This window comes from Synergistaceae bacterium (genome assembly GCA_017443945.1).
Lineage (GTDB): Bacteria > Synergistota > Synergistia > Synergistales > Aminobacteriaceae > JAFUXM01.
Map to the genome: position 1 here is coordinate 1 of JAFSXS010000068.1, position 26,424 is coordinate 26,424.

Consider the following 26,424-nt stretch of genomic DNA (forward strand, 5'->3'; position numbering starts at 1 on the left):
AATTGACTCGTGCAAATTATTTAATTTCGTGCGTATAATTCTTTCTCGTGAAGTTGTGCCGTTCTCGATTACTGCGCATGACGTGTCAGGACTCAAATTTTCTGACAATAATTTATCCTGCAATTCTTTAGAGTGAGAGACCCCCATCAGAAAAATTTTTGTCGTTCGCGTAAAGTCAGGCAGCAAATTATTTCTGTCATGAGCAGTGAAAATATTTAGTCCTGAGCAATAATCCCTATGAGTTACAGGAATCCCCACCCATTCAGGAACAGCAAGAGCAGAGCTTACACCGGGCACTATCTCGAAATTTATTCCTGCTTTGATTAACGAGTCGGCCTCCTCACCTCCGCGCCCAAATAAAAAGGGGTCTCCGCCTTTGAGTCTGACTGTAATTTTTCCTGTTTTAGCGTGCTTGATGATTAATGACTCGATCTCACGCTGTGAAAGTTTATGACAACTTGAAGATTTGCCTGCGTCGATTAATTCTGCGTTTTCCGGTATCATAGCAAGAATAGAATCACTTACGAGTCTGTCATAAATTACTACTTCAGCGCGGTTAATAATTTCTCTTGCCCTGAGAGTCAATAAACCTGAATCTCCCGGGCCAGCTCCGACTATGTAAACATTCATGATAAAATCTCCCTTGCTAAATTTTCGCCGATTATAGCTGCTTCACTTCTCAAGCCCGAAAGAGTCCCGCTATGAAAAATTTTGTTGTTATCAATGTATAAGCCCCTGAGAGTCAAAATGTTATCATGAATTTCTGCATATGCTCCGGCGGGAACGTTACAACCTGCATTGAGTGCGCGCGCAAAACTTCTTTCGGCGAGTGAGCAATCTTGAGAGTCTTTGTCATTGACGCATTCGAGATAATTATAATTTCGGCCTCTAACGCCTTGACAAGCTATAACGCCTTGACCGGGTGCGGGCATTATTTCATTTACGCTGAAAATTTTTGTGATTCTGTCAGTGAGATTCAATCTCTCAAGACCTGACGCAGCCAAGACAAGACCGGAAAAAATTTTTTCGTTGTCAAGTTTCTTGATTCGCGTATTAATATTGCCTCTGACCGGTATAATTTTAGAGTCAGGATATAATTTTTCGAGCTGTAAACGCCTTCTCAACGATGACGAAGCTAAAATTTTCGTGCATGAGTCCTCGTTCAAGATTAGAGCGTCTCTAGGGTCTCCGCGCTTTGAATATGCGATTATAGGGAGATTCAAATTTTCCTGAACTGGTAAATCTTTCAGGCTGTGAACTGCAAAATCTATTTCATGATTCGATAGTGCCTGCTCGATTTCCTGTGTGAACAAGCCTTTAATGCCGGGTGCTGAACTCGTGAAAGCTGTCATATTTGTATCGCCCTGAGTCGTGATAGTTATGATCTTAACTTGCAAGTCCGGCCAAGATTGCGAAATTTTATCTGCGATTATTTTACTTTGTGCAAGAGCTAAAATACTTCCGCGCGTGCCGATTTTTATTTCTTGTAACGTGATAGCTTCGACCTCCTGAAAAATTTAAACACGGCAATATTTTATAATAACCATATCTTAAAATTTGCAGGGATTCAATTTTATAATTACACAAAATTTTGATGACTATATTCACAGTATCTAATGACCATAGCAGGCTAAATGCTGAAAAAAGCTCTCTCCTTTCAGTATCTGATTTGTGTTGAATGCGCGTGAAAATTTTTGTTCTATAATAAACGCTTTCGGAAAGTAAATTTTTATGCATGACATTGTAAATTATATAACCCACATATCAAAGAAAATGTAATTATAAAATTTTGATGTGAGTTTCTATAAGCGGGAGACTATATGATTTATATACTTTCTGATTATCAGTGAGTGGAACTTTTTTCCTGCGTTTCATTGGATAAATTTTTTCGTAATGCTTGCCCATTTAAAATATTTCCTTGTGAGGTCGTATTTTATTAGCCATTTCTGTTACAACTTTACTTTATCACAACAGGTGGCGGGCAGGCAGAACGAATTATATAAGCGCGATAAATTAACTGGATATAACAAATTAAGTGCGTTGACTACATGGCTGAAAATATTATTATTTCGACTAATATTGCACTGATAATTAACATGAGAAATTTATTTTTACGCTTCACATTGAACGTGTGTAAAAAATGTCCGGGAATAAATCTCGTTATAGCAATTATTAATAGCAAAGTAAATGACAAAAATTGAATTATAGTCCCTGCAAAATATCCGTATAACTGCCACGAAAAACGCTCTTGAGAAATTCCGGGAAAATTAGCACTAATAACATAATATAAAATCTCACTATATTTTGTATATCCGGCTACGTAAATTATCATCGCTATAATGTTAAAAAATTGCAGAGAAATTAATAATGCAAGTCCAATGTCAGTTTTTAGCGAAAAATTATTTGACTCACCCAATAACATCGACACAGGCAAAATCAATAACATCAAAAAAGGTATCGCAGCAGCCCCAGAAACATATGTGTAATGAGTCATTCTGCTTGTATTAAGAAATAATAAAGCTATAATTACCGCACCAACCAGCATGGAAATAGAATATATAATTTGAAATTTTTTCTCGCGCGAAGAAGTAATAGCCATCAATGACAAAATAAATATCAATGCTGAATAATCAAATAACTGGAAATCTATTAACATGCTGAATAATAAATAACAACCAAAATATATAATCGATAAATAATTTGCGGCCTTATTCTCAAATTTCAAGATAGATTGAGCTCCACATAAAACGTAAATGGGCAAAAATGCAAAAATATCGCAAGTTTTACTGCTAAAAAATGTCAATCCAGCCATCAATAACCATAATATAGAGCTAGAGAGAGTTAATTTTTTCATGATTCTGTCAGGAATTTTTATTTGAGATTCAACTGTTTCGGCCGGCTGCTCTTCTGATATATTCTTTCTTGAGAAAATAATTTGTGTTCGATCATTTGTGTATTCATGAAAATTAGTATTCTCAACATATGAATTATCTGTATTATCTGCATTATCTTCATTTGAATCATAAACGGGCATAAGCGAATCAGAGTCATAATTTTGCAGAGCTTCCAGAGATGATTTCATGTCTGAGGCATTCTTAAAGCGTTCATTTTTGTTATATGCACATGCTTTGAGAACTATATAATTTAACTCTTCATTAATTCCCTTTATGGCCGGCAACTGTTCGCCAAGCATACGTCTTTGTAGTGACTCTTGTCTATCATGCGGAGTTATTGGATTTGGAAATTCAGGCAAGAAAGGAGCGCGATTTTTATTCAAGAAACGATACATTATTATACCAAGCGAATAAATATCTACTGAAGCGCCATATTCTTCACCCTTAAAGACTTCAGGAGCCATATATTGATATGTACCTTTTTTCGAGAGTCCTGACATTGTGCGCTCGATTTGTCTTGCTATTCCAAAATCGCCCAATTTATATTCACCGTATTGAGAAACAAAAATATTATCAGGTTTTATATCTCTGTGTATAGTATTATGCTTTGCGCAGAGTTCCAATGCTTTGCAGATGTGAATCCCTAATTTAATAACTTCAGCTTGAGTCAGGGGTTTCTTTGCGATATAACTTGAAAGAGTTTCGAGCAGCTCCATACGAATAATTATATCCCAGCCGATTTTATCTTTGCGCTCGATTACTTTGTGATCCTCAAGAGAGACGATATTACTATTACCGCGAAAAGCACTCATTAAATCAACTTCTTGAATAATATCCGTAACAAATGCTTGAAAATAGCTCCGTGCAGACTCATCATTAAGTCCCTCGCTTTTTGCCTGAATAATATCAGAATCATTTTGAGGAATAGAGATAATTTTTACTGCTGCTTCGTAAGTTCTGCCAAATTCCTGTTTATGAACTTTGTAGACTTTTCCGTACGAGCCTTCACCGAGCTTTTCATCTACGTACCATGATCCCCAAAGAGGTTCATATTCTTTTATGTCAGCCATTAATTTATTTCTCCTTTATTCTGAATATCTATTATTATGCAAGTTATGTTATCTCGTCCGCCGTTATGAAGTGCTGCATTAATAAGAACATTAGCAGTTGTTCGAGTATCTTTATTTGCAAATATTATGTCTCGTATTTGTGAATCTGAAAGCATGTCAGTTAATCCATCCGAGCACAACAGCAAACGCAAATTATCATTTACAACAAACGGGGGGACTACATAAGGCGTTAAAATCATTTCATGCTCAAAAATTCCAAGACAGCGGGTTAATACATGCTTGCTTTTGTCGTGTCTCGCTTGTTCTTGTGTAAGCAGTCCCATTTTAATTTTCTGATCTGCTATAGTATGATCCTCTGAAATACGAGATAAAATATTGTTCTGCGCTTTATATATTCTTGAATCGCCGATGTTATATGCTCTGATAAAATCACCTGCAATAACAACAAGAGCTAACGTAGTCCCCATCCGAAAAGAGTTTTCGCGCATAACATTGCAAATTTTTTTATTTGCAGCAGATATGTATAATTGCACAGTTTCATCAACATTTTTAGATGATAAAGCAGCGAGTTTGATATTTTCGGCGTATTCATCAAGAACATTTACAGCCGTTAATGAAGCTAATTCGCCGTTAGATTCTCCTCCCATACCATCACAAACAGCAAAGATACAGGGAGTTCGGGCAAATCCATTCAGAGAATAATTTTCTTGTGAGATTAACATTTCTCCGTTGCAATAAAAATTATCCTCGTTATTTTTGCGAACTAAGCCTATTGTTGATTTGCATGAAAAATTTATTGTAATCATAACCCTAATAAGCTGCATAATACATTAGCAATATCATAACCCGCTGTTGCGCCGTCTTTAGCACCGCTCAAAGCACCCTGCACGCCCTGCAATATAGTTTGATCGAGACCCAAAGGAGCCGCTGCTTCAGTAACTAGTCCGACAACATTATTCATATTTGCTTTAAATGCTTCTGGATCTTGTGCGGTTAAATTTTGTGCTCCAATAATCGAAAAATTTGCAGAATCAACAGCATTAATAATATCACTTATATTATCTGCATTCTGAAGTACAAATTTATCACCTTTTATAAATAAATCAGCAGCACTGGAAATATTTGTATCACCTACTGCTACTGACAATAATTTACTCGGATCAGTATTAGCTAATTTTGCTGCTCCGCCCAAAGTTACGGCATTCAATAATAGCGATGCGGAATTCTTCGTTATTTTCAATAGATTTTGCGCAACATCATAAGGGGGTCTAACTATTGAATAACTTGCTTGAAATATATTGACCATAGGAGTTATTACCGCGTCTTTTACATCAGTCAAGAATCCTTCAGCGGCTTTATTTATGCCATTAGATATAGCTCCTACTGCTAGACCCATTACACTCCCTAAACCTAGAATTGTATTTTTTACTGTACCCTTTATGATTTTCACGAAAAAATTATCTTCCTGTTTGGGAACTTCTGTAACGGGTAAATTTATTTTTTCGCCTGTTTCACGATTTGAAGCGCTAAACCCATATCTATCCCGTAAATTTTCCGATAACTTTTGTGCTTGTCTGTCAGAACGAGTTTCGAGCGTTTGAAATTGTCGCTGTCCCCTACTGAGGGTGTGTGCAGTGGCTGACAGTCCGCGATCGAGATTGCTTAATTTTGATGATATATTATTAATATTCTCGGTTATATCTCTTACTTCAGGACATCGCCAGCCATTATGAGAACTTGCTTTCTTTAACGAGCTTTTTGCTTCATCAATGAGAGTATTAGCTTTATTTATATTTCTTACGAGCTCGTCAATGTAGGCGGGATCAAATATTATTAAATTTGCCGACATATTAAAATCTCCTAAAAGCACACAATTTTATACAGTATGCATTTCATTGTAAAAATTCTCGCCTTGACCTGCTCTATATGCACATACGCTCTCTGATTGATTTGCGGGTCTCTCAAATTCTTTAAGGACAACATCGCTTGCTTCTCTGATTGAAGACGCATTTTTCAACGCGTTCAACACGCCTGTATATCTCTCTGATAACTCTTTCCAGAGAAATTCCATTTGAGTTTGGAGATCGCCTACAGATGTACCTTTTTCTCTTGCAAAATCAAGAAGTGCTTGTTTACGTGAATAATAAGTCCATTGAGCAATCCCGTAACCTGCGGAATCGTTTACAAAATTATTGTATGAACCGCTGTCAACTGCTTGCGTATAAGAATTATCGTTCATTCCAAGCGAACTTTCATAAGAATTTTGGAGATTATTAGCATTAAGTCCGCTTTCTGCTTGAAGATTACCCATTAATGCAGCTACGCCATATTCATTGCCGATTTTATCCTTAAAAAAGTTCCATATAGTTTGCTGTGTTGTCTCGTTACTTTGCGGTACAGTGTCTGTCGTCGGCTCTGTTTTAGGTGCGGGCGCAGGTGTCGGGCTGTTATCAGGTTTAGGGGCAGGAGTCGGCGTAACATTATTATTAGAATTGGGCTGATTATTCCTATTCTTGAAATTCTCCCAAAATTGTCTAATTCTTTCCATTAGTTCCCTAAACCATTGAATCAACGCTGCAACAGTTATTTTACCGACTATGATTGCAGGAATTATTGTTACAGGCAGCAAAGAATTATTATTTGTATTTCTGTTCGACGCGTTAACCCCATAATTATTTTGCAGATTACTTGACAGTGTATTGGCTTGATTTTCCGAACGTTTTTCAAGCTCTGTAACACTTACAAAACCTCTGCCCAATGCGTTGCCGGTTCTTATTATTCCCATATCGAGCCGATTAAGCCTGTTTGAAATAGTATTTAGGCTGTTATCGATTTCTGCTCTCTCGTTGCACTGCCAATTTCTGTGCTGACTGGCTTTCTTGAGAATTTCTATAGCCTCTTCTGTGAGATTCTTAGCTTTGTCGATATTGCGCATTTGGTCGGCCATGTATTGACCCTCAAATATAATTAAATTCGCGGACATCTTTTACTCTCCTTAAACAATGCCTTCAGCGTATTGAAACCCGCCTTTAAACTTTTTGAAATCTTCAAATGACATGCTTTGAAGTGCTCCATCCGGATGACTGCCCATATTTGAATCAGAGAACCATACAACATTGTTAGCTGCGTCATAATGTTCAACATACACGCTATGGCCGTCAAAACGTACAACACAATTACCATTTTTTATATATTCAGGATCATAAACGTGTTTACCAAAAAACGGATATTGATCGCCGCCGTTAATTTCTAAATATCTTGCTCTTGCATAATAAACGCAATTAACGCGATTTTCTTTAGCCCAACCATTATATAATTCTCTCGTGTTTACGTTTACAGAAGCATTTGAGCGGTTATAAGCTCCTGAAGACATATCCGGAGTATTATGCGAGAACGGCAAATTTTCAGTGTTCCAGCCCCATTTATCATTATCTGCCTGTGTTGCAACAGTACCGGAAGGCGGAGTATAACTCGAAGGATTTGCGTTATTGTTATTATTTGTGCCTGTTGTACCTGTAGTGCCTGAACTTGAAGCACCGTTTGAGCTTGAAGAACTTGCGCCGGGATTCCCTAATGATGCAGCAAAGCGCGCTAACTCGTCTTCTTTCCATTCGTAATTATGCGCACTGTCTTCGAGAAAAGTTTTATAGTTCGTTAATATGCCGTTCATGGTCTTATATTCTTTATCCATGCCCAACATGTGTTGAGTCATTAACGACGGAATTTTTCCGCTGAAATTTCTTCCCATATTCCTGAAGAGGTCAGTAACCATGTTTTGTTTCTCAAGAATATTTGTTGTATCTTGTCCGATTTTATTTGCCCTGTTGAGCATTTCGTCTGTAACAATCTGCATTTTTGGCATGAGAAAATACCTCCTTCATAATTACCAGCTGACATTATTTAGATCGCGTGCTGTCTGTGAATCAATTGCAACACAGTCATCTACATATTTTTTCATAGCGTCCAGAGACTCTTTTACGCCCTGATTGAAAGTCTCGATCCTTTTTTGCGTTGAATTAAATTGTTCGGCGTACATTTTTTGATCTTCTGCTTCCCATACTCCAGTCATGGAATTTATTGTGTTATTTATGTCGCTAAGAGAAGCGTTTTGTTCGTCAATGTACCTATTTGCGCTGTTAATGCTGTCTTGGATAGCCTGCACATTTATTATTGTAGCTGCCATTATAAAACCTCCTGTTATTTAGCCATTTCTGCCGCCTGAAGAATGACCGCGATTAGCTATTTTTTGGGCGTACTCCCTGTCTATGCGCTGATATTTATTTACAACAGCACGAATATATTTCGCTGTCAAAGTGCACCGCTCTTCCCAAGTATTGAAATCTTTAGAAAGTTTAGAGTAAACCTCCTCAAGCGCTGTCAAAGTATCACCATGCATACGATTTGAATCAAGTTTTGCACGGTCTAAAAAACTGCGGGCCTCCTCAAGTTTTGCTCTTGCCAGCTCTATTTTCTTTGCGTCTGCTTCTGCTTCTGCCTCGTCGATAACAATTCTGCCGTTAGAATCTCTCAATTTAGCCATTTTCGTTTACCTCCTTTTGTGATGACTCATTAATTTTCGAGTCGATATAGTTATCAAGATTTTCTTTGCTCAGGAACCACGCCGCGAGAAGTTCATCACCTGAACCGCGCTCTAATAACATGTAAAAATTTGATGCAGTATAAATAGTAGCGTAATAATTATTTACATCGATTACTTCACAGTTTTCAGGCTCGGCACAAAACGCGGCACACGTGCATAATGAAGTATCAAGAGTTATCCCGTTACGCGCGCTCTCTGTCAGTAATTTCTTTTTCCGGAGGGTGCTTCTTGCTTCGTTGAGTTCCTGCTCAAATTTTGCATTATCTGCCGGAAAATCATAGACGATATTCACAAGCCGGCTTAATTGCAGCATTACGGCCGTATAAAATAATTCTTTCGCTGTTACACGCAAAAAATTGACTTCCATAAATATATAACCTCCATTTTTTATTGAGGGCAGAGAGTGAGTCCCCGCCCCTTGTAACAATTACGCGCCTAATTTGCTGGCGATGCCCTTATTGCCCTGTTCAAGCTCTCTCATATCACCGGCATATTTCTGCATAAACTTTGCAAAGCTCTCCATATCCTGCGAAAACTTATCGAATACAGTTCTCTTCTGATTGAAGCTATCAGTGAAAGCCTGCTGCGTTTCACCGTGCCAGTGCTCAATCAAGCCTGCTATAAGATTAGCGATTTGTTGAAACATGCTGTCAAGACTCGATTTCTGACCTAAAAGCTTTGTTGCTTCAGACTCTAAATTTTCAGGCGTTAAGAGAATATCAGCTGCCATTAAATTCACCTCCTTTACTATTACGCAAAAAATGACACCATTACTAGAAGTTCAAGCCAGATGTTGCACTAGCGTCGGCATTTTCCATAGCAGCAGCATAATTCTTCATGAATGTTGAAAAAGTGAGCATATCCTCAGCAAATTTGTCATAAACCTTTTTCTTCTCAGTAAAGCTGTTGACAAATGCTTGCTGTGCTTTACCATGCCAACCGCTTTGAAGCTCGTTAACAAGAGTTTGAATTTGATTGACGATTCCTGTCAGATTCTCTCTATGAGTGTCCATTTTGCCAGCTTCCGAATTCAGCAGTTGAGGTGTTAATTGAATCTCCGGCATATAAATTCACCTCCTTATAAATAAATTTTGTGTATATCTTTAATTCCCATAAAACTATCAGGGAATAAAGCCCGAACCTTATTATTTCTTAGAGACATATAAACAGCTCCCCTCGTATGATCCTGCGCTGATTAAAGTCTCATCATCATGTAAAAAACGATTGTTGAACGCGATATTATATTCATTCCATCCTGTAAAAATTCCCTCGTACATATTTCTAAGTATCTCCAAAATCTTATCTTTCAAGACATTAACAGGAACATCGGCCGGAATTTCCATATCAACAAAAATATTTTTCTCGTAATATCCGATAGTAATAATCACTGTCTCAGGTTCTTTCGCCATTTATTGAGCACCTGCCTTAGCAAATTTCAAAGCTGTAACTTTTCCGGCATGTATTAAGCAGCCTTCCGAGTCAGAAAAAATCATATCGGTTTCTTGATGCAGATTATTAAACGCTATATATTCATTAATGCTGCCTCCTGCAATAAGGGCATTACCATTATTCAAGCAATTATTAAACGGTCTTATGCTGTCTTTAAACATGTTCAAGAACGCAAGATCTTCACTGCTGCTAAAAATGTATAAATGAATGTTGAAATCTGCCCCGCTGCGTGTGAGAGTTTCGAGAATGTCTGCGCTTTCCTGCGAGATTCCACGATAAAACCCGAGAAAATTATCAATACAGAAAATTATGCGCTGAAAATTAGTAGCTTCATCGTCATTACAGCGTCTGTCAAATTCATCGGCAATCTGTGAGATTAAAGCGTTTGCACCTTCAGAGTCATGAACGTAAATACAATCGGGATATAGAGATTTAATTTCGTCGCCTGTCTCGTAAATATAAACGCTGTTATCAAATTCGCGGGAGACTGCATTTACTATCAGACTAAGCACATTTTTTATTGCCTCGCGTGATTTTCCTGAAATTATGCATGTGTTCATTTCTGAGAATACAAATTCAACGGGCTGCTTAGATATTTTATTTATGCCGATCTGGAAACTTTCGCCGCTGAAATTCAAATCGTCAATATTTATTTCTCTGTTTTCTGCTTCCTCTAGTGATGCATTTTCGCCGGACCATAAATTTTTCATTGATGTACATATCTCACGAAGATTTATAACGCGCTCGCCTTCTGTATTGCCTCGTACACATAAAGCTGTCTGAAATTCTAACGGCCCCTTTGTAAAACCTCTGCCCGGAAAGTGTCCCGGTTCTTGACGTGCTGAGCCTCCAACTAACGCGCGGTATTCTGTCGGGTCTGTGAGCTGCAGCGCATGTTTCGACTTTATAAATTGATCTATTCTGAACATTGAGCTGCCCGTACTGGTCAAAATTAAATAAATTCCGAGTCCTCCGCCTTCTCTAGCAACTTTTATAATTGAGTCAAGCATGTCGGGATATTGAGTATTTAAGGCCGCGAGATTATCAACAGCAATTAACATAGCAGGGAGATTTTTGCCTGACACTTGTTGATAAGCGTCTAATGTTCCTACACCTTGTTCGGCGAAAAGACGTTTGCGTGAATCAATTTCGTTCAAGAAATAATTTTCTGCCTGCTGTAATTTCTCTTTATCGTTTGGATCTGCAACCATTAACATATGCGGCAAACCCTCAAAAATTTTCATTCCCCAGTTCCCGAAGTCAAAGACTAAAAATTGAAGCTGTGCCGGAGTATATGAAAACGCTGCTGAAAGTATCGCAGTCTGTAAAAATGTTGTTTTCCCCGATGAAGGCGCACCATATATAATTTGATGACCGTCTTTCATGAAGTCCAAGATAAAAGGCTCTTGACGCTGTTGTTCGGGATTATCAAGAAGTCCTACAATGAACGACAAGCCGCTATTAACTTCCTCCCATGCAGAATTATTAAACGCTAAATCTTTATAACGTTCATTCAGTAATGCTAAATCTAAAATTTCCGGTAATGCTTCAGTCCAAATCGGTTTTGCACGATGAATATTATTATTTGCCGACGTAGTATTTATATAATTAACAACTGCTTGACCTTCGCTGAATACATCGCCGAAAGGATTTACAGTTTTATCATATATTTCAGGGCTGACTCTTTCGCCGTTTATCTCAATTAAATTTATCTCTGACACCTGTTTATTATTTCCTTGCTCCGGATAATAGGGTGCTTTGCTGTAAAATGTTTGGACTTGTTCATAAACTTCATTATTGCCAACTTTTATATATGCTCGTCCGGGCAATGATATATGAAATGCGTCGGGAGTGCCTATCATGTCTTTGCTTTCTCCTACTTCTGCGGTTTTGAGGCATATTCTAAATTTTGTATTAGCTGACACTTGGCCTGCAACTATTCCGCCGGGTGATTGTGTAGCAAGTACCATGTATAAACCAAGACTGCGGCCGACTCGAGCGATAGAAATAAATTCTGCCATTTGGTCGGGAAATTGATTCTTAAATTCTGCAAACTCATCGACCACTACAAATAAATAAGGCATTGGCTCAAGATTTTTATCTGGGTGCTCCTTCTGATATTTCTGATATTCAAAAATTGCCTTTGTCGCTAAGTCTTCAGCACTCTCAAATAATCTCTGTCTGCGCGCGATTTCTCCTCGTAGTGAACGTAAACTCCTTTCAATGCTTGAAGCGTCTTGAAGATTACTGACTATACCGGCCACATGAGGAAGAGTCCGCAAAATATTTGATAAATCATTGCCCTTAAACTCGATTAATAAAAAATTGACATCTTCAGGCGAAAAATGAACTGCTAACGATAACAGCCAAGTAGTGAGCATTTCACTTTTTCCGCTTCCTGATGTACCCGCTACAAGACCATGAGGCCCCATAAATTTTTCGTGAGCGTCGAACTCAAATATATCGCTATTTCCCTTAAATCCGATTGGTACTGCTAAACTTGCATAAGACTGGCTATTTTTCCAACGCTGCAATAAATTTATATCTTCTACTTTTGTTACTCCCAGCCCTTGAAGGAATAACGCTTTTGAAGGAATTGCACCAGAACGCCCTGATGTCTGAACTCGAACGGGTGCAAGCTGACGAGAAAAATTCTCTACCATATTTAATTGCGTGTATATGCTGTCTGGAATAAAAATTTTTCCGCTCTCATTTATTGAGGTCATTTGAATATTAGCATTAATCCCGTTCTGAATATCGCCGCAATTTATTATCGCGTTACATTCTTTGGGAAGTTTGCGAATATCGCCGTAAGCATATAATACAGCAAATCCAAGCGCAGAAGACTCCGGCAAAAACTGTTCTCCGCTGCTCTCTACTAAATTTTCATCAGCAAGAACAAGAAAATAAAAAGGTGTTTCCGGCAAACTATCGCGATTATTACCGGAATTATCACGCCTGCGAACCTTCAAAATTTCTGCGAGTTCTCGAAGTAATGTGCGTGCGGTCTTGTCCTGCCTCTTTTTCTTGCGCTGTTGTGTAGAAGAATCTTCCTTATTTTCAAGCGTACACGACATAAAACGCCGTGTTCTTTCTGAGTTCCACACATGAGGCAGCCAGCGAATCCACTCCCATTGCTCTTTTTCTCGTTCAGGGTAGATACACACAATTTTTACATCGTCATAAGAATGATGAGTCGCAATATTAATTAAAATTGTCCATGCAACTTTTTTCACGCTGTCCCGCGTTCCTTCAAGACCTGTGATAGGAGCTTCCATAAATGAATGACATACAGGAATACCGCTTAAAATTTCGTGTCTAGCTTTTAATTTTGCTGCTTCCTTCAAAAAAGGGTTCTCCTCCAAAACGAGCTGCTCCTTAGGAATCTTTACATTCACATTTGAAGTAAATTCGCCCGTTCCAAGACGTATATTAAGAAAATCTGAATCATTTATAGTTCTTTCCCACAGACGGCGATCTCTATTTTTTGCTATAGAAATACACTCAAGTATGCCGGGATTAATCGAAGCTAAGACAGAAATATACTCGGTTTCGGATCTGATAATCTCAATTTCTTTCTCTATTAAATGCTCATTATATTTTTTCTTAGCTAATTCTTGTATTTGCAGCCACTTCTTTTTTTGTCCTCTGTAATTAATTACGGCCATCATGATACTGACACTCGACATTGGAAGCGTGTACATTAACGTATGTGCGTTTTTCGTGAAAGCTGCTATACAAAGCATAATAGTAATCATCATACCGGGAGGCAGCAACACTGAAAGCCAAGATATTGACGGACGAGTCCCAGTATTAGGCGGTGCAAGGACTTCGATTTCTGTAGAGTTTACTGCTTTTCTTATTCTGGGTGATCTATAAAATAATGTCTGCGGCCTCTTAATATTGAAAGATGGCATAACTGCACGGAGAATAACAGCAGAAAATATTACATTGCCGGGCGTATTCCTGAATCTCAAAGTGTTATCTCTAAATTCAAGAATAAACCCGCCGATAAAAATTATTGCGCCGTCATTAAGCTCAACAGTAGAATTAATTAGCTTGCCATCAACAAAAATCCCGTTATGACTGTTTTTATCTTTTATCGTCCATTTACCGTTATTTTTATGGAGGACGGCATGAGATGAAGAAACAAGCAAACCTTTTAGACAAATATCATTCTTTGAGGATCTGCCTATTTTGATTTCATTTAGTCTGTTTAACGAAATGATGTTATCGCAATTACAGTAATTTTCTAATACAGCAAGACTTGTGCGTTCAGTGATAATTACGTTGTCGCCTGCTGATAATATTCTGTTTACTGCTTTATGTCCCATTATAGTAAATGGAGTCTTTGAGAAAATATTTATGCTATCATCCGTAGCTCGAAAAATTAAATGATTATCTTCAAGACTATTATCCGGCAAATGAATCGTGTCATTTTCTCCTGTGCCCACACTAACACGATCACCCTTTGCAAGCGATTTTTCTCTGATTTCATCATTTGTGTAAAAAACTAGCAAATAATTCATCTCATGCTCCTATAAATTTTTAGTGTCGTCTAAAGAATTTGAATACAATTAATCCGCCTACGAGGACAACTCCTCCGCCTATAAGACCTAAATTACACCCGCCGAGAAGCATAAGAAGAATCCTGAGAACATAAACAGTTAAGCTCTTGCCTGCTGATAAAAACATTGTCGCTAAAAATTGTTTCGGCAGTGTATCAAGCTCTACTCCGAAAAAGTCGCTGACCTCAAATGCGCCTGTGATTCCGTTGATTATCGGCATAAAACCGAAGGCCGTTTTTACTCCTTTCATAGAAGCAATATTAACGAAGTCAGAATCTTCCGCATAGAATAATCTTAAATCGTTAACACTTTTACCGACTAAATCATCAGGGACAGTAACTTGGAAAACGTACCAGCCGTCTTCAGATACATTAATTGTGTTGAGTTTGGCTGCAAATTCATAGCCGTTATCGCTGACTTCTTTTCTCATTGCGTTGGTAGGTTCTGGAGGAATGGCGGTTGAAAAATCTCTGCTGGTCAAAAAGTGAAGCTCGCTAACGCCAATGTTGATGTTATTTGCGATGCGCTCGAGAACGTCATCACTTAACACAACAGGGGTGATTACGCCTACGTTTAATTCTGTTGTTGATGAATCTGTGTCGGGTGTAGGTGTAGGAGTGGGATAATTATTTATACGTTCTCGATTATAAATATAGCCATTATATTGAGCAGGAGCTATCAGAGAATCGCCTACTGCATTTCCATTAGAATCTAAGTCAATTGCAATGATTGATAATCCTAGACTATATGAATCTGGGTGAAGAGTCCCTGTTATTGTTGCTGTATTGCCTGAATGTGAAAAATTAAGCGTGCTAATATGCTGCATTTCTTGACCATTTGCCCCAGCTTGATCAAAAGATACAGGCAAACGCCAGTCTACTACACTACCCACTAAATCACTAGCTGTTAATGTAAAACTAAAATTTTCGTTACCATTAACCCACATTACATTTTTAATATCGCCATAGTCAGCAATTGCATGACTGCTGTTAGTAACAGTAAGGGTCATTGCAAATACTTTGCAGTTTCCTTCAAATAGGAAAATAAGAACACTTACGACTAAAGCAAAAAATTTCTTTCTATTTGACATCTTTAACACGTACCTTTCTGAAAATATTATTTCTTCTTCCCGCTTGAACCCGAGAAAAATTTTTGCTTAATGAGAGTATCAGCCTCTTGCTGCGTTATAGGCTGTACCCTGTTCCCCTTGCGAAGACTTGAGCTTTTGCCGCCGTTCTTAATAATTTGTGCGGTGCTGAAATCTTCTTGAACGTCCGTAATTTTCAAGATAGCGAGGATAGTTCTTTTCTTGCCCATTGATGTGCCGTCTAGATTTATCATTTCTCTCCCTTCTGAATAGACTTGAAATAACATTCCGGGAGTTATCCCCCAGTTTTTACCCGCATTTATGGCTATTTCTTTTGCGGCGATATTTATAACTTGAACAGAGTCACCCGCAAATTTTTCACGAATCCTGAACACAGCCCGCGATATTGCTTCGGTTATTGCTGCCATCTCAAGGCCGGAAAAATCATTATTCTTCGTCTGGAATCCATAGAAATTAAAGCCTGACTCTTTGCCCGACGAGCTGCCGTTTTCTGACAATGTGTAAATAACTTTGCTTGTTTCAACGTCGACAATGCGCACATCAATAGTAACTGTGATTGCTTGACGAGTCTCACTTATAAGCCATAAATCTGTCGTTTTAGTCTTCTTGCTCATATTAGTAACTGCACCCATAAGCATGTATTTGCAGCTTATAATTTTTCCTAGTTGAATTACTTCATCATCTTTAAAGCGTCCTGACTGGGCAAATTGATATTCTTTCGCTAGTTCATCAAATCTATCACGTTCAACAACCGTAATAGAGCTTGATTGATTGAGCATTCGTGTAAAAATATCTCCGATTGCTTCGGCTTGTTTATCGCTGACTCCTTCTGCACGACTCAAAAATTTAACGATCCCGAGCCTGATTCCTGCACCGTCTTGGGCATAAATAACTTGAGCCGGCCACATAACTAATATCAACAGCAAAAATATAATTTTCTTCATGAGTCTATTCTCCTATTCGTTGTGAGGCTAAATTAATTTTCTCGGCTTCAGAAAACGATATTGCTTCGATTTTGTCTCCCTCGCGTATTAAAACCGGTACAGTTTTTTGCGGAACTCTTGAAGATTTTGACGGCTTTTTTCCTTGCTGCTGAGTCTGTTTGTCATTTCCTGCAAAAATTTCAACGGTGCTGAATGCGTTATTGACATTGACGACGCGTAATATAGTGAGATTGATAACTTTTTTCCCTAAAGATTTCCCGTTTAAGTCAAAAATTTCTTGGCCGTCCTGATAGACTTTATATAAGGAGCCTATATTTACACCTGACGAGCTGCCCCGATTAATGCGAATATTATTTTTGCTGATTGAAATTATTTCGGCGGACTCATTTGCAAGTAATGCCCTAATATTATCGCAAAGTCTTGTAGCTGCTGACTGTATAGCGTTCCTTATTAATTTATCAATGGAGTAATTTTTGTCCTTACTCGAAATTATTGCACTACCGCTCTTAGAGAACGATAACACAACTTGACCGGTTGCAGTGTTGATTAATCTTGCTTCTAAATGTGCTGAGGCCTCCTGCATTTGGCTGTCCTGCTCATAATATGTGTCAAATAAAAAACGTGATGCCTTGCGAATATCTAAATATCGTTGAGTAATCTGCGTGATTGATCCCAGCAAAATATATTTACACGAAGCAAGCTGCGCTATTTTTACTGCTGAAGCCTGATTTAGTCTTCCGGCATTAAAGCCCTGCTCCATAGCTATAACGCTGAGTCTTTCGCGCTCAAATACAGAAATCGACGGCGACGAATTAAGAACGCTTATTATCATATCAGTAATAAAAGATGTCTGCTCTTCGTTGACTTCATTTGTTTTGCTGGAGAACGGCATAACAGCGAGTCTAACTTGTTCGGCAGCGTTTACAGATATTGCCGTCATAAAGAATATAGAAAGAGTCAGACATAACAAAAATTTTTTACTGGTCATCATTAATTCCCCTTGTCAATTTTTTCGATTAAGTCTTTTGCCGGTTTATAATTTGGATTTGCAAAAAGTGCTTTAGAAGCCCATTCTCTAGCCTCTATATACATTGACTGATCGAGGGCATATTTTCCGGTGTTATAAGCTGCGAGATAATCATTTATATTTGCGTCAGAAATTTTCTTGTAGGCCTCATATTTATTTTTTGCGCTGCTTGCTTTCGAGGCTTTGACGTGAGCATTTATTAAAGATTTCTCCTCGTTGGGCTTGAGTCCGTAAGTCTTGATAACTTTTTTCGGATCTGTCGAGGCATTTTCGAGTCGTTTTTTGCGGCCTGTTCCTGATGAAAGACTTTCAAGCGAGACATTATCTTTATTACGTTCTTGAGCCTGTAAACGTTTTTGATTCTTTATGTGCCAGATTCCGCGCTGAAAATCGCTGTGTAAAACCGGTTCTAATCTGCTGCCTACTGCCGGCGAATAAGGGTCATAAATAGATTTTGCAATTTCTGCCGTACTGAAAGACTCTTGAACGTCCTTAATTGAAATTATTGCTTCAGTGTCGCCGCCCGATTGGTCTTCAGAGTAAACGCAGAATAAATCATCAACTTGAATCCCTGATGATGAACCGCGATTAATAATAATTTCTCCGTCATTTACTGATGTAATTTGCACGAGTTCATTTGCGAGGACTTCTCTAATTCGCTGGCCTAAATTTGCAGCTGTTGAGGCTATTGCACGATTGCTTAAATCACCGTAATTTGCTTCGACGTGCTTTATTTGTCCGTTTCCGTCCTGAGTTATTACGTCAGATTGTGCAGCACTTCCCTTCACAGATACTGCAATTATTTGACTCGTTTGAACGTTTATTAATCTTGCGTCAATTTCTGTTATGACCTCATGAGTCTCTATTACAATATTTTCTTTCTGAGCTTCAGAATTTTTTGCAATTAGGGCTATAATTTCGAGTCCTAATAATACACCTGCTGCTTTACTGCTCATGTTCGCAGTATTATAACGTGAAAAATTTGCGCTTTCCGTCGGTCTTATATAACGTCCTGAAACTGTATCACGCTCTTCACAGCCTGTAACGGAACCGATTAATATATATTGACAACTTGCTAATTTTCCGATTTGTGCTGCTGTGGCCGGGTCAATAAGTCCTGAAAGATTTAATTTGTGCTCGCGTGCTATTGCGTTGAGCTGGCTGCGTTCAAGGACTGCGATTTTATCAGAATTTGCTAACATTCGTGATAATAAATCAGAAAGTGTTGACGCTCCTTTTTGCGGGATTCCTGCTGCTTTGCTGTCAAAATTTACGACTCCGACTCTTATCATTCCCGGAGGTAGTGCCGGAATAGGTTCAACATTTGCGGGGGCTTGTGATGATGAAGGAGCTGCAGCAATTTCCGGGCGTTTATCTGGGAAACTGAATTTATTTGATAAATAATTATCAACGATCATATTATTAACCGGACGCAAAATATCGTCAGGGCGAAGAGTACTGATATTTCCCAAATTTGAATATATTTCTGCTGTGCTTGAATTTTTCTGTACGGATTTAATAACTATTATTGCAAGATTACTGCTCTGCAGATTTTCCCCGAAAATGTCATTAACTTCTTCATTATTGAGCATAACAAAAAATTTATCGCCTGCACTCATGAATGAGTCCGAGCCTTTATTTATAGTTATATTATCTCCGTCAACACTTAATATTTTGGGATAATCTTCCGTAATTTCATAGCGGAAATATTGTAACGCCTTATTGAACGCTAATAAAGCCGCATGCTCTCTTGCTGACTGCTCGTTTGTTGATGAGTCTTTGCTGCCCCTGCTGCCTTTACCTCTTTGCGGTTTGACTGCGGACAATGGAACTTTTACATCCGAGAATATCTCAAAATTTCTATCGCTTATTACTTCATTTATAGAAAAATTAACAGTTGCTTCGACATCACTTTTTGATGAATTCTTAAAAATTATGTGTCCTCGAAAAATATAGTTATATTTGTTACGGCGGGCGGCATTCCTGAGCTGGTCCATATGCATCTTCATGGCTTCTTGCTGAGTTTTCGGTGACGTTGTCAGCGTCTCTGTTATGCTTCGTCTATATAAATTTCTTCCCGATAACTGATAATCAACCACTTCAAGTTGCAGATTTCCACCCTCGAAACCGTTTGTTTTCGACAATAGGTCAATGAACATTTTTTTATATTTCTTCGAGTTTTTTTGCTGAACAGAAGCTACTGAGAAAGTAGAATGCTTAGATATATCTGTCTCAGGAGAAGAGAACCAGAAATCTTCTACTCCTATGCGGATATTAGAATCAGCTGCCAAAACTTCAACACAGCACAATAATAATATTGCAATTACACTTAATGCCGACTTAAAAATTTTCATTAAAACATTCTCCTTTTCTTGATAAAATCTTTATTGTCAATAATTAACTGCGCTTCTTCCGGTGTAATCTGCTCGGCCTTGTCTCCTGTTCTGATATTTGCTGCTGTGCCTCCTGTAATATTTGCTACACTGCTGTTAGTCCGCGAGCTTGTTACTTCAGCAACGGCAATATTAAATTTTTCCCGGCCAAGTGAATTATTGCCAGAGTCAAATATTTCTTCTCCCTCGTAAAAAATTTTGTAAAAAGTTTTCCCGCCGACTCCTGAGTCAGAGCCTTTATTAATTGTTACGGTGCTTGGAGCTGAATTTGTCTTCCTGCCTCTTCTTGCAGGGGGAGCAGCTTTTATATTTATAACTTCGGGATATTCGCCAGTCAGGAACGCACAAATTTTTTCGGCGGCCATTGATGACGCAGAATCAAACGCAATTTTTCTGATATTCTCTAAATCGTCGATCATTTTCTGCTTGCCTTCTTTAGTGGCGTTAAGTCTAATTGCCTCCTTATTGCTGATGGTATATGAGCCCCTGCCGACTCCGGAGACAGACAAAACAATTTTCCCCGTCTCTGCTTCTATGAGCCTTACTGATATATTCATTATTTGAATGTGCTCTGTTGCAACAGGCGCGTCATACAATAATCCAGGTTTACTAATCATCATGAAGTCTGATTTATCGCTGATTATTGCGCCTAGAACTACATATTTGCAGCCTTCCGACCTGCCTGCATTTGCTGCCGACTCCGCCGTTAATGAATTGAGATTCTGAAAACTTTTGCTCGTTGACACATTTATATTGCTTGAATATGAATCTAAAATGTTCATAAATTTTTCTGTTATTTCACGCGGGACTGTATAATTTTTCCCGGAAGTCTTATCAACAAAATCAGCTACTCCGATTCGAACAGGACTCGCCTCAGCTGACGAAATTATTATCAACGTCGAGAAAATGAAAGCTGCTAAAAATTTTTTCATGTTAGCTGCCTCCTACTCCCAATTTATAGCCTTTATCGCGCTGACATGCTGCATTACTGCCTCACGAGTCGCCAAAGCCAGAATCCCGCCGTGAGTCTTATTTACGCTTCCTACAAAAAATTCTTTGAATGATAGTCCGCTGCTTTTACCTGTTTGCTTTGCTTGGCCTTGTTTCACGGAACTGTATACAATCTTGCTAGTTGTGTTACTTATTATGCGGATGTCTAAATTAACATATGCTGTTTTTGCATCTGCTGTGCTGCCGATAATTATTGAGAAACCGCTTTTTTTCTCGTTGTAGTAATAAAGCGTGATTGCTCCCGTTATTGTGTATTGCGCGCTGTGAACTTTGCCGAGCTCTAAAACCATTGACGGATCTACTAAACCCGATTGACTAAGCTCTATCTCTTCGGCGATGTACTTAAATTTTTCACGTTCGACGAGTTCAAACACTCCCGATTTATCAAGCTCGGTAACAAACATATCCATAACTGCGCCTGCGGGTGCGTCTTGCTCCTGCGTCCTGTCTTCAAATGCTCTGACGGCGACTCGAGGCTTTGACTCTGCTGTCCCGGTAAAAATCGTCGTAAAGATTAATATTATTGCAGCAATCCTCATGTAATAACCTCCTAAAGATTTAGAGTTCAGAATAATTGATTCATTCCGATTTTGACTGCTTCATCGACGGCCTTTCTTGTTGCTTCTGCTTCGGTGTAGCCGACTTGCTTGCTTGATGCATTTTCCCCGCCGAATTTGACTCCGTTAGATTTTGCAACCGTGATTGATACTGACGCTGTAGCAGTAAAAAGTTTAAAGCTGTTCTCCCGTGCTTGTTCCGGAGTAATCGTCGCTATAATTGTTGCTGCAACACTATATCTTGCGTTAATGCTCAAAATTTTATGTTTCTCGCCGTATAAAATATATTTGTTCGCGAGTGCTTGTGCTGCTGCCCGGCGAATACTTTTCATTTTTGCTTCATCAACGACTCTGTAACCCCTGTTTCGCAGCATGTTAATAATGAAAGTTTCTACGCGTTTTGCATGTTCCGCAGGCCCCTCAACAAGTAAAGCTATATCGCCGCGCTTGGGTAAAATGTCGGATCCATAGACGTTATCAGCGCTCATTACACAAAGAATAATAATAAATGCTCGAAAAATTTTGCTTATCATTACCATAACCCCCTATGTTTAACAGCTTCTTGAATGAGCCTGCCGCTTACAAAATTTGGTGAGACACTCTCTATTGTGATATTGTTTCCTTCGAGAAATGCTGCCGTGCTCTTTGCAAATTCCTCATTATTTACTGTGTTGGGAAGATTTATAATTAATTCAAGCGTTTTTTCTTGATATCTTGCGCTTGTTACTCCGTTTGAGGACTGGACAAAATTTTTCAGGAGCGACTCAATTTCTCCAGACTTACTGAACGAAGGCACGTCCAAAATTTTCACGTTTATAATATTATTCCGCGCTATATTGACAACTGCTTTATTTGCCGTAACCGCGTCTATAGACCAATTTGTTAAAGCCGTTACAGTGAAACCATGTCCGGATAAAAACGAGGCCGCCTCCCTTGCTGTGTGCTTGGAAGTAAATACTATTTCCAATAAATTATCTTTGTAGGAACGCTCGAAAATTTCTCCTGATCTGCCGGCTAACTCTCTAAGCTCAGACTCAATCCTTGCGACATCATCAAATAAAACATTGGACAATTTTATATTTATCGTTATGTCGTTATTGCTTGAACCTGTTACTAATGCAGCAGCAATCTTATAAATTATTTGTCCCGCAGCTTTATTCGCACTCGGAGTCAAACACCTTGCAGCACCCTCACCAAGTGAACCGGCCGGCCTTCTTCCTGTCGAAGCTGAAAATTTCCCCGATGAGATTTCCTGCGACGTGTCTGTGATTATTGCTCTTAACTCAACAGAACCGCTCACACCGTAAAAAGATGTTCCATAAAGTTTTCTCGTTGCAAATGCAGCTGCTGACGAGTTCGCTATTATTATTGCGTCTGCCCGTAACGTTCGCGCCATGTCATAAAGTTTTGCTGTGTCGTCCAAGGCTTTGAACGCTTCAAGATTCGTAACCGGACGCGCCATATCAGGTGTAACGATTGTATATCCGGCTTTCTCTAAGACACGTTTTATTTCTTTGCGGGCGATTGATGAGGATGAATTTTTTCCGCCGATTTTCTCGTTGACGATTAATAATATTCTGGGATTATCTAAAGTTTTTATCAGTGCAGGGCCGACGATTTTATTTATTGCGCTCTCGTCAAATTTGCATGTACCCGTTACATAAAATTTTTTGTCCTGTATAAATTCTTGTGTTACTATAAAACTTTTAACGGGGGGGGGGGGCACTGTATTTGACTGACTTTACAAATTCAGCAAAAATTTTTTCCATTGCATTACGACTCGCGGCTGTTTTTGCTTTTGTCCGGGCTGCGTTCTTGTTTTTTCCGTTATAGTCAGCTGCTCCGATGCAATTTTCGACAATGTATAAACCGTTTTCGAGTCTAACAGAGGCAGCAGAAATTTTCGGCGCAATTAAATACAACATAATCAAGAAAAATAAAAGTATCCTGCTCTTCATTGCAAGTCGATATTCTCCTGTTAAATTATTTATGAATCAAAAATTTTTATAATCTTAGCACAAATTTATTTTATTGTCTTCAACGCCTTATACATCGCAAATAATTCTGATATTATCCCGCTCTCGGTTATGTCAGCAGGCCAGCCGTAAGCCCCGCACACTGCATTGTCATTTTCTCGGTGAGCTTTCCGGAGTTCAGCAGGCATTAACAAATCGTTATACAACGCAGCAAATGAACTGTCCGGATATAATTTTCTCGCGTCTAAAATTTTTTGTGCGGTTGATTCAATTTTTGCGCGCTGACTCTCGTTCGGACTCGGCCAGATAAAATTATTGTACACGATTGTATTTGAGTAGCTGTAATCACTCTTGAGTCGTCCGCAGACTCTCCGCATCCACGCCATATGTACGCGAGATGTTAATATTCCGAAATCGTAAAGTGTTGCGCCGGGAATGATAAGTAATTTATTACCGGGTATAACAGAGTTGTCAAGCCATCCCATTGGAATATAAATTCGATTTTCTGATGATACAACTGGGATTGCGATATAATTTGTGCTGCACTCTACAATTTCATCAAATAGAGTCGGGGTCTCTGCTTTTCTCTTTGTAGCTTCTTTCTTGCTTTCGAGTCTAAATTCCCGCACTCTTTTAACGCGCTCTAAAACTTTCGGACACCTCATAATATCGTCTGGGTTCGCGTTCACCAGCCATAAACAATAACGGGGTTTCCTTTGTATAAAATCTGCTCCCATCATGAACGGTCTAATAAATTTTTTTGCGGTCGGGTTAGCTGCAACAAGTCCGCACATTGCATCATGAGTCAAAATTAAATTTCCCTTATCAGTCGGCTGACTCCCGCGTCTCATAAATTTAGCGTCTTTACACACTGGATTTTGCCGTGACTCAATAAAAATGTTTTCCCCCTCCACGAGATAAAAATTTATATTATTCACGAGTTTGACTCCTTCAGGCGTGAAAAGTCTGCGCATTCTTCCCGACTCTTTTATCGCGTCAAAGCCTATAATCACAACATGAACGTGTGCTTTGTCCTTGTCTTCCGTCTCACTGTCCCAAATAAATGACTGGTACGCAAAATCTATGTTGATTCCGAATCTTTCGTGCAAAGGCTTAAAAATTGCGCTCACCTGTTCGCCTTGAGTGATTGAATTAGTAGACACAAATGCAGCCTTGACTCTTGTGTTGCGGATAAATTCAGCTGCTTTGAAGTACCAGCCCGCGACGTAATCAATTTTTCCGGAGGCTCTGTAAGTTTTCCCGCTCTCATCAACGAAGACCGACAAAATATCGTTTTTCTGTTCATGACTCTGAATCGAATATCCCAAAAACGGAGGATTTCCCATGATGTATAAATTTTCGCGTGAATCAATCACCGTGCGCCAATCGATTCGCAATGCATTAGCCTCAATTATATTATTGTAGGACTTCAACGGGAGTAAATCGCCGTAAAAGTGTATCAAATTTTTTGTCTCGTTCCACATTTGAGCCTCTGCAATCCATAAGGCAGTACGCGCGACAGAGACGGCAAAATCATTTATTTCGATTCCGTAAAATTGCGAGATTGATATTTGTATGGGAGTCAAATCTTTAGAGTCAGCAAAAGAAATCTGCTTTGACAACAAAGATAAAATTCTATTTTCCAGCCGCCTCAATGACAAGTAAGACTCAGTTAAGAAATTTCCTGAACCGCACGCAGGATCAAAAAATGTCAGCGATGATAATTTTTTCTGGAATGACTGCAATTCTTTTGTACGTTTCCCGGAATCTGAAATATTTATTATCGCGTTAAATTCTTCGTTGAGCTCGTCAAGAAATAACGGATCTATAACCTTGTGAATGTTGTCGACTGATGTGTAATGCATTCCGCCTGAGTGCCGGGTTTCCGGATTCAAAGTTGACTCAAAGACTGCGCCGAAAATTGTAGGAGATATTCCCGACCAGTCAAAGCCCTCGCTCATGTCATGAAGAATTATGCGCAAAGGTTCGCCGTCAAGCTGGGGGAGTTCGATATTATCATCAGCAAATAAACCGCCGTTGACGTGTTTAAATGCTTTAAGATCTGACTCTAAATATGGATCGCGCTCATTTTCTTTCTGGTTGAGGACGGAAAAAAGTTTTCGCAGTGAATCGCGCGCAGTTAGTTCACGAGACTTCAAATAATCATGAAATTGTGATTTAGCGAAGAGTCCGGAATCTTCAGCATAGAGCAAAAAAACGATTCTGACGCAAAAAATATTTAAACTTTCCGCCGACGATTTATTTTCCGGATTAATGTAGCGTTCCAGCAATGAGTCTCGGAGCTTGCCAACTAATTGACCGGCCTTTACGGATAATTCTTCTTCGCGTACGTCATGAGGATTCACGCCTTTGGGATCAATGATGAACGATAATTTATTATAATCGCGCGAGAGTTCATCCAGCAGCAACACGGCCGGGGGAGCTTTGGGACGTTCCATGTCGTAAATAATAAATTTCTGGAAATTACAAACAATAATCCATCGTGCGCGCTCGGAGTCTGGGAGCCAGTCTGAATAACGTTTTGCCTGCTGATAGGGAGTCAACAATGATCCGTCAGACTGCGTGAATGCTTTATCGAGGTTAATATCAAAACTTTTTTGCTCGATTAGTGTGCGCGTTGAAGGTATGTAGACATCAATAAATCCGACGTGTTCAATAGTAACGCTTTTCTCGAAATTTATTAACTCGTCGGGATAATCAACGTTCAAGACATCGCGTAATAATTGATTCCAGAATGATTGAGTGTCGCTTTTCTCATTGCCGCGTCCCTGCCAGCGTTGTACAAAATTTTTTACGTTATTCATAA

Annotated in this window: 24 protein-coding genes; all 24 read right to left on the minus strand. The window is 38.9% G+C overall.

The genetic code is table 11. The features are described 5' to 3' along the window. The coding region (cobA, locus tag IJT21_07210) for a uroporphyrinogen-III C-methyltransferase (GenBank protein MBQ7578033.1) at positions 1-630 on the minus strand (630 nt) is incomplete at its 3' end. Next, complete coding sequence (gene hemC, locus IJT21_07215) at positions 627-1,517, minus strand: hydroxymethylbilane synthase (GenBank protein MBQ7578034.1); 891 nt, start codon at positions 1,515-1,517, stop codon at positions 627-629. The genes cobA and hemC, both read right to left, overlap by 4 nt. Positions 1,518-2,044: 527 nt before the next feature. Further along, the gene (locus tag IJT21_07220; GenBank protein ID MBQ7578035.1) at positions 2,045-3,964 is read right to left on the minus strand and encodes a serine/threonine protein kinase; all 1,920 of its coding nucleotides are present in this window, start codon (positions 3,962-3,964) and stop codon (positions 2,045-2,047) included. Continuing rightward, the gene (locus IJT21_07225) at positions 3,964-4,770 is read right to left on the minus strand and encodes a serine/threonine-protein phosphatase (protein ID MBQ7578036.1); all 807 of its coding nucleotides are present in this window, start codon (positions 4,768-4,770) and stop codon (positions 3,964-3,966) included. The genes IJT21_07220 and IJT21_07225 overlap by 1 nt, the downstream gene beginning before the upstream one ends. After that, positions 4,767-5,813 (minus strand): hypothetical protein, encoded by a 1,047-nt coding sequence (locus IJT21_07230; protein MBQ7578037.1) that lies wholly within the window; start codon positions 5,811-5,813, stop codon positions 4,767-4,769. Before IJT21_07230 ends, IJT21_07225 begins: the two co-directional genes overlap by 4 nt. A gap of 27 nt (positions 5,814-5,840) precedes the next feature. Next, entirely contained in the window at positions 5,841-6,947 is a 1,107-nt protein-coding gene (locus tag IJT21_07235; protein ID MBQ7578038.1) for a hypothetical protein, read from the minus strand. A 12-nt stretch (positions 6,948-6,959) separates the two neighbouring features. After that, the gene (locus IJT21_07240; GenBank protein ID MBQ7578039.1) at positions 6,960-7,826 is read right to left on the minus strand and encodes a hypothetical protein; all 867 of its coding nucleotides are present in this window, start codon (positions 7,824-7,826) and stop codon (positions 6,960-6,962) included. A 21-nt stretch (positions 7,827-7,847) separates the two neighbouring features. Next, positions 7,848-8,147: a hypothetical protein gene (locus IJT21_07245; protein MBQ7578040.1), complete on the minus strand. Its 300-nt coding sequence runs from the start codon at positions 8,145-8,147 to the stop codon at positions 7,848-7,850. Positions 8,148-8,165: 18 nt separating this feature from the next. After that, complete coding sequence (locus IJT21_07250; protein MBQ7578041.1) at positions 8,166-8,504, minus strand: hypothetical protein; 339 nt, start codon at positions 8,502-8,504, stop codon at positions 8,166-8,168. Continuing rightward, the gene (locus IJT21_07255) at positions 8,497-8,931 is read right to left on the minus strand and encodes a hypothetical protein (protein MBQ7578042.1); all 435 of its coding nucleotides are present in this window, start codon (positions 8,929-8,931) and stop codon (positions 8,497-8,499) included. Before IJT21_07255 ends, IJT21_07250 begins: the two co-directional genes overlap by 8 nt. 60 nt (positions 8,932-8,991) lie before the next feature. Further along, positions 8,992-9,294 (minus strand): WXG100 family type VII secretion target, encoded by a 303-nt coding sequence (locus IJT21_07260; GenBank protein ID MBQ7578043.1) that lies wholly within the window; start codon positions 9,292-9,294, stop codon positions 8,992-8,994. A 43-nt stretch (positions 9,295-9,337) separates the two neighbouring features. Beyond that, entirely contained in the window at positions 9,338-9,628 is a 291-nt protein-coding gene (locus IJT21_07265; GenBank protein ID MBQ7578044.1) for a WXG100 family type VII secretion target, read from the minus strand. Between the two features lie 81 nt (positions 9,629-9,709). Then, complete coding sequence (locus tag IJT21_07270; protein ID MBQ7578045.1) at positions 9,710-9,973, minus strand: hypothetical protein; 264 nt, start codon at positions 9,971-9,973, stop codon at positions 9,710-9,712. Continuing rightward, complete coding sequence (essC, locus tag IJT21_07275) at positions 9,974-14,542, minus strand: type VII secretion protein EssC (GenBank protein ID MBQ7578046.1); 4,569 nt, start codon at positions 14,540-14,542, stop codon at positions 9,974-9,976. Positions 14,543-14,561: 19 nt separating this feature from the next. Further along, positions 14,562-15,671, minus strand: a complete 1,110-nt coding sequence (locus IJT21_07280) for a hypothetical protein (GenBank protein MBQ7578047.1) — start codon at positions 15,669-15,671, stop codon at positions 14,562-14,564. Positions 15,672-15,697: 26 nt separating this feature from the next. Next, positions 15,698-16,633 (minus strand): hypothetical protein, encoded by a 936-nt coding sequence (locus IJT21_07285; GenBank protein ID MBQ7578048.1) that lies wholly within the window; start codon positions 16,631-16,633, stop codon positions 15,698-15,700. A 4-nt stretch (positions 16,634-16,637) separates the two neighbouring features. Next, entirely contained in the window at positions 16,638-17,624 is a 987-nt protein-coding gene (locus IJT21_07290; GenBank protein ID MBQ7578049.1) for a hypothetical protein, read from the minus strand. Next, positions 17,624-20,014, minus strand: a complete 2,391-nt coding sequence (locus IJT21_07295) for a hypothetical protein (GenBank protein ID MBQ7578050.1) — start codon at positions 20,012-20,014, stop codon at positions 17,624-17,626. The genes IJT21_07290 and IJT21_07295 overlap by 1 nt, the downstream gene beginning before the upstream one ends. Beyond that, on the minus strand, positions 20,014-20,985 hold the full coding sequence (locus IJT21_07300; protein ID MBQ7578051.1) for a hypothetical protein: 972 nt from the start codon (positions 20,983-20,985) through the stop codon (positions 20,014-20,016). Before IJT21_07300 ends, IJT21_07295 begins: the two co-directional genes overlap by 1 nt. Before the next feature lie 12 nt (positions 20,986-20,997). Beyond that, entirely contained in the window at positions 20,998-21,603 is a 606-nt protein-coding gene (locus IJT21_07305; protein MBQ7578052.1) for a hypothetical protein, read from the minus strand. A gap of 26 nt (positions 21,604-21,629) precedes the next feature. After that, positions 21,630-22,154 carry a hypothetical protein gene (locus tag IJT21_07310; GenBank protein MBQ7578053.1) on the minus strand — a complete coding sequence of 175 codons (525 nt, stop codon included), beginning with the start codon at positions 22,152-22,154 and terminating at the stop codon, positions 21,630-21,632. After that, on the minus strand, positions 22,154-23,347 hold the full coding sequence (locus IJT21_07315) for a hypothetical protein (GenBank protein ID MBQ7578054.1): 1,194 nt from the start codon (positions 23,345-23,347) through the stop codon (positions 22,154-22,156). Before IJT21_07315 ends, IJT21_07310 begins: the two co-directional genes overlap by 1 nt. Further along, positions 23,328-23,579 (minus strand): hypothetical protein, encoded by a 252-nt coding sequence (locus IJT21_07320; GenBank protein ID MBQ7578055.1) that lies wholly within the window; start codon positions 23,577-23,579, stop codon positions 23,328-23,330. Before IJT21_07320 ends, IJT21_07315 begins: the two co-directional genes overlap by 20 nt. 65 nt (positions 23,580-23,644) lie before the next feature. Continuing rightward, entirely contained in the window at positions 23,645-26,422 is a 2,778-nt protein-coding gene (locus IJT21_07325) for a hypothetical protein (GenBank protein MBQ7578056.1), read from the minus strand. Between the last annotated feature and the right edge of the window lie 2 nt (positions 26,423-26,424).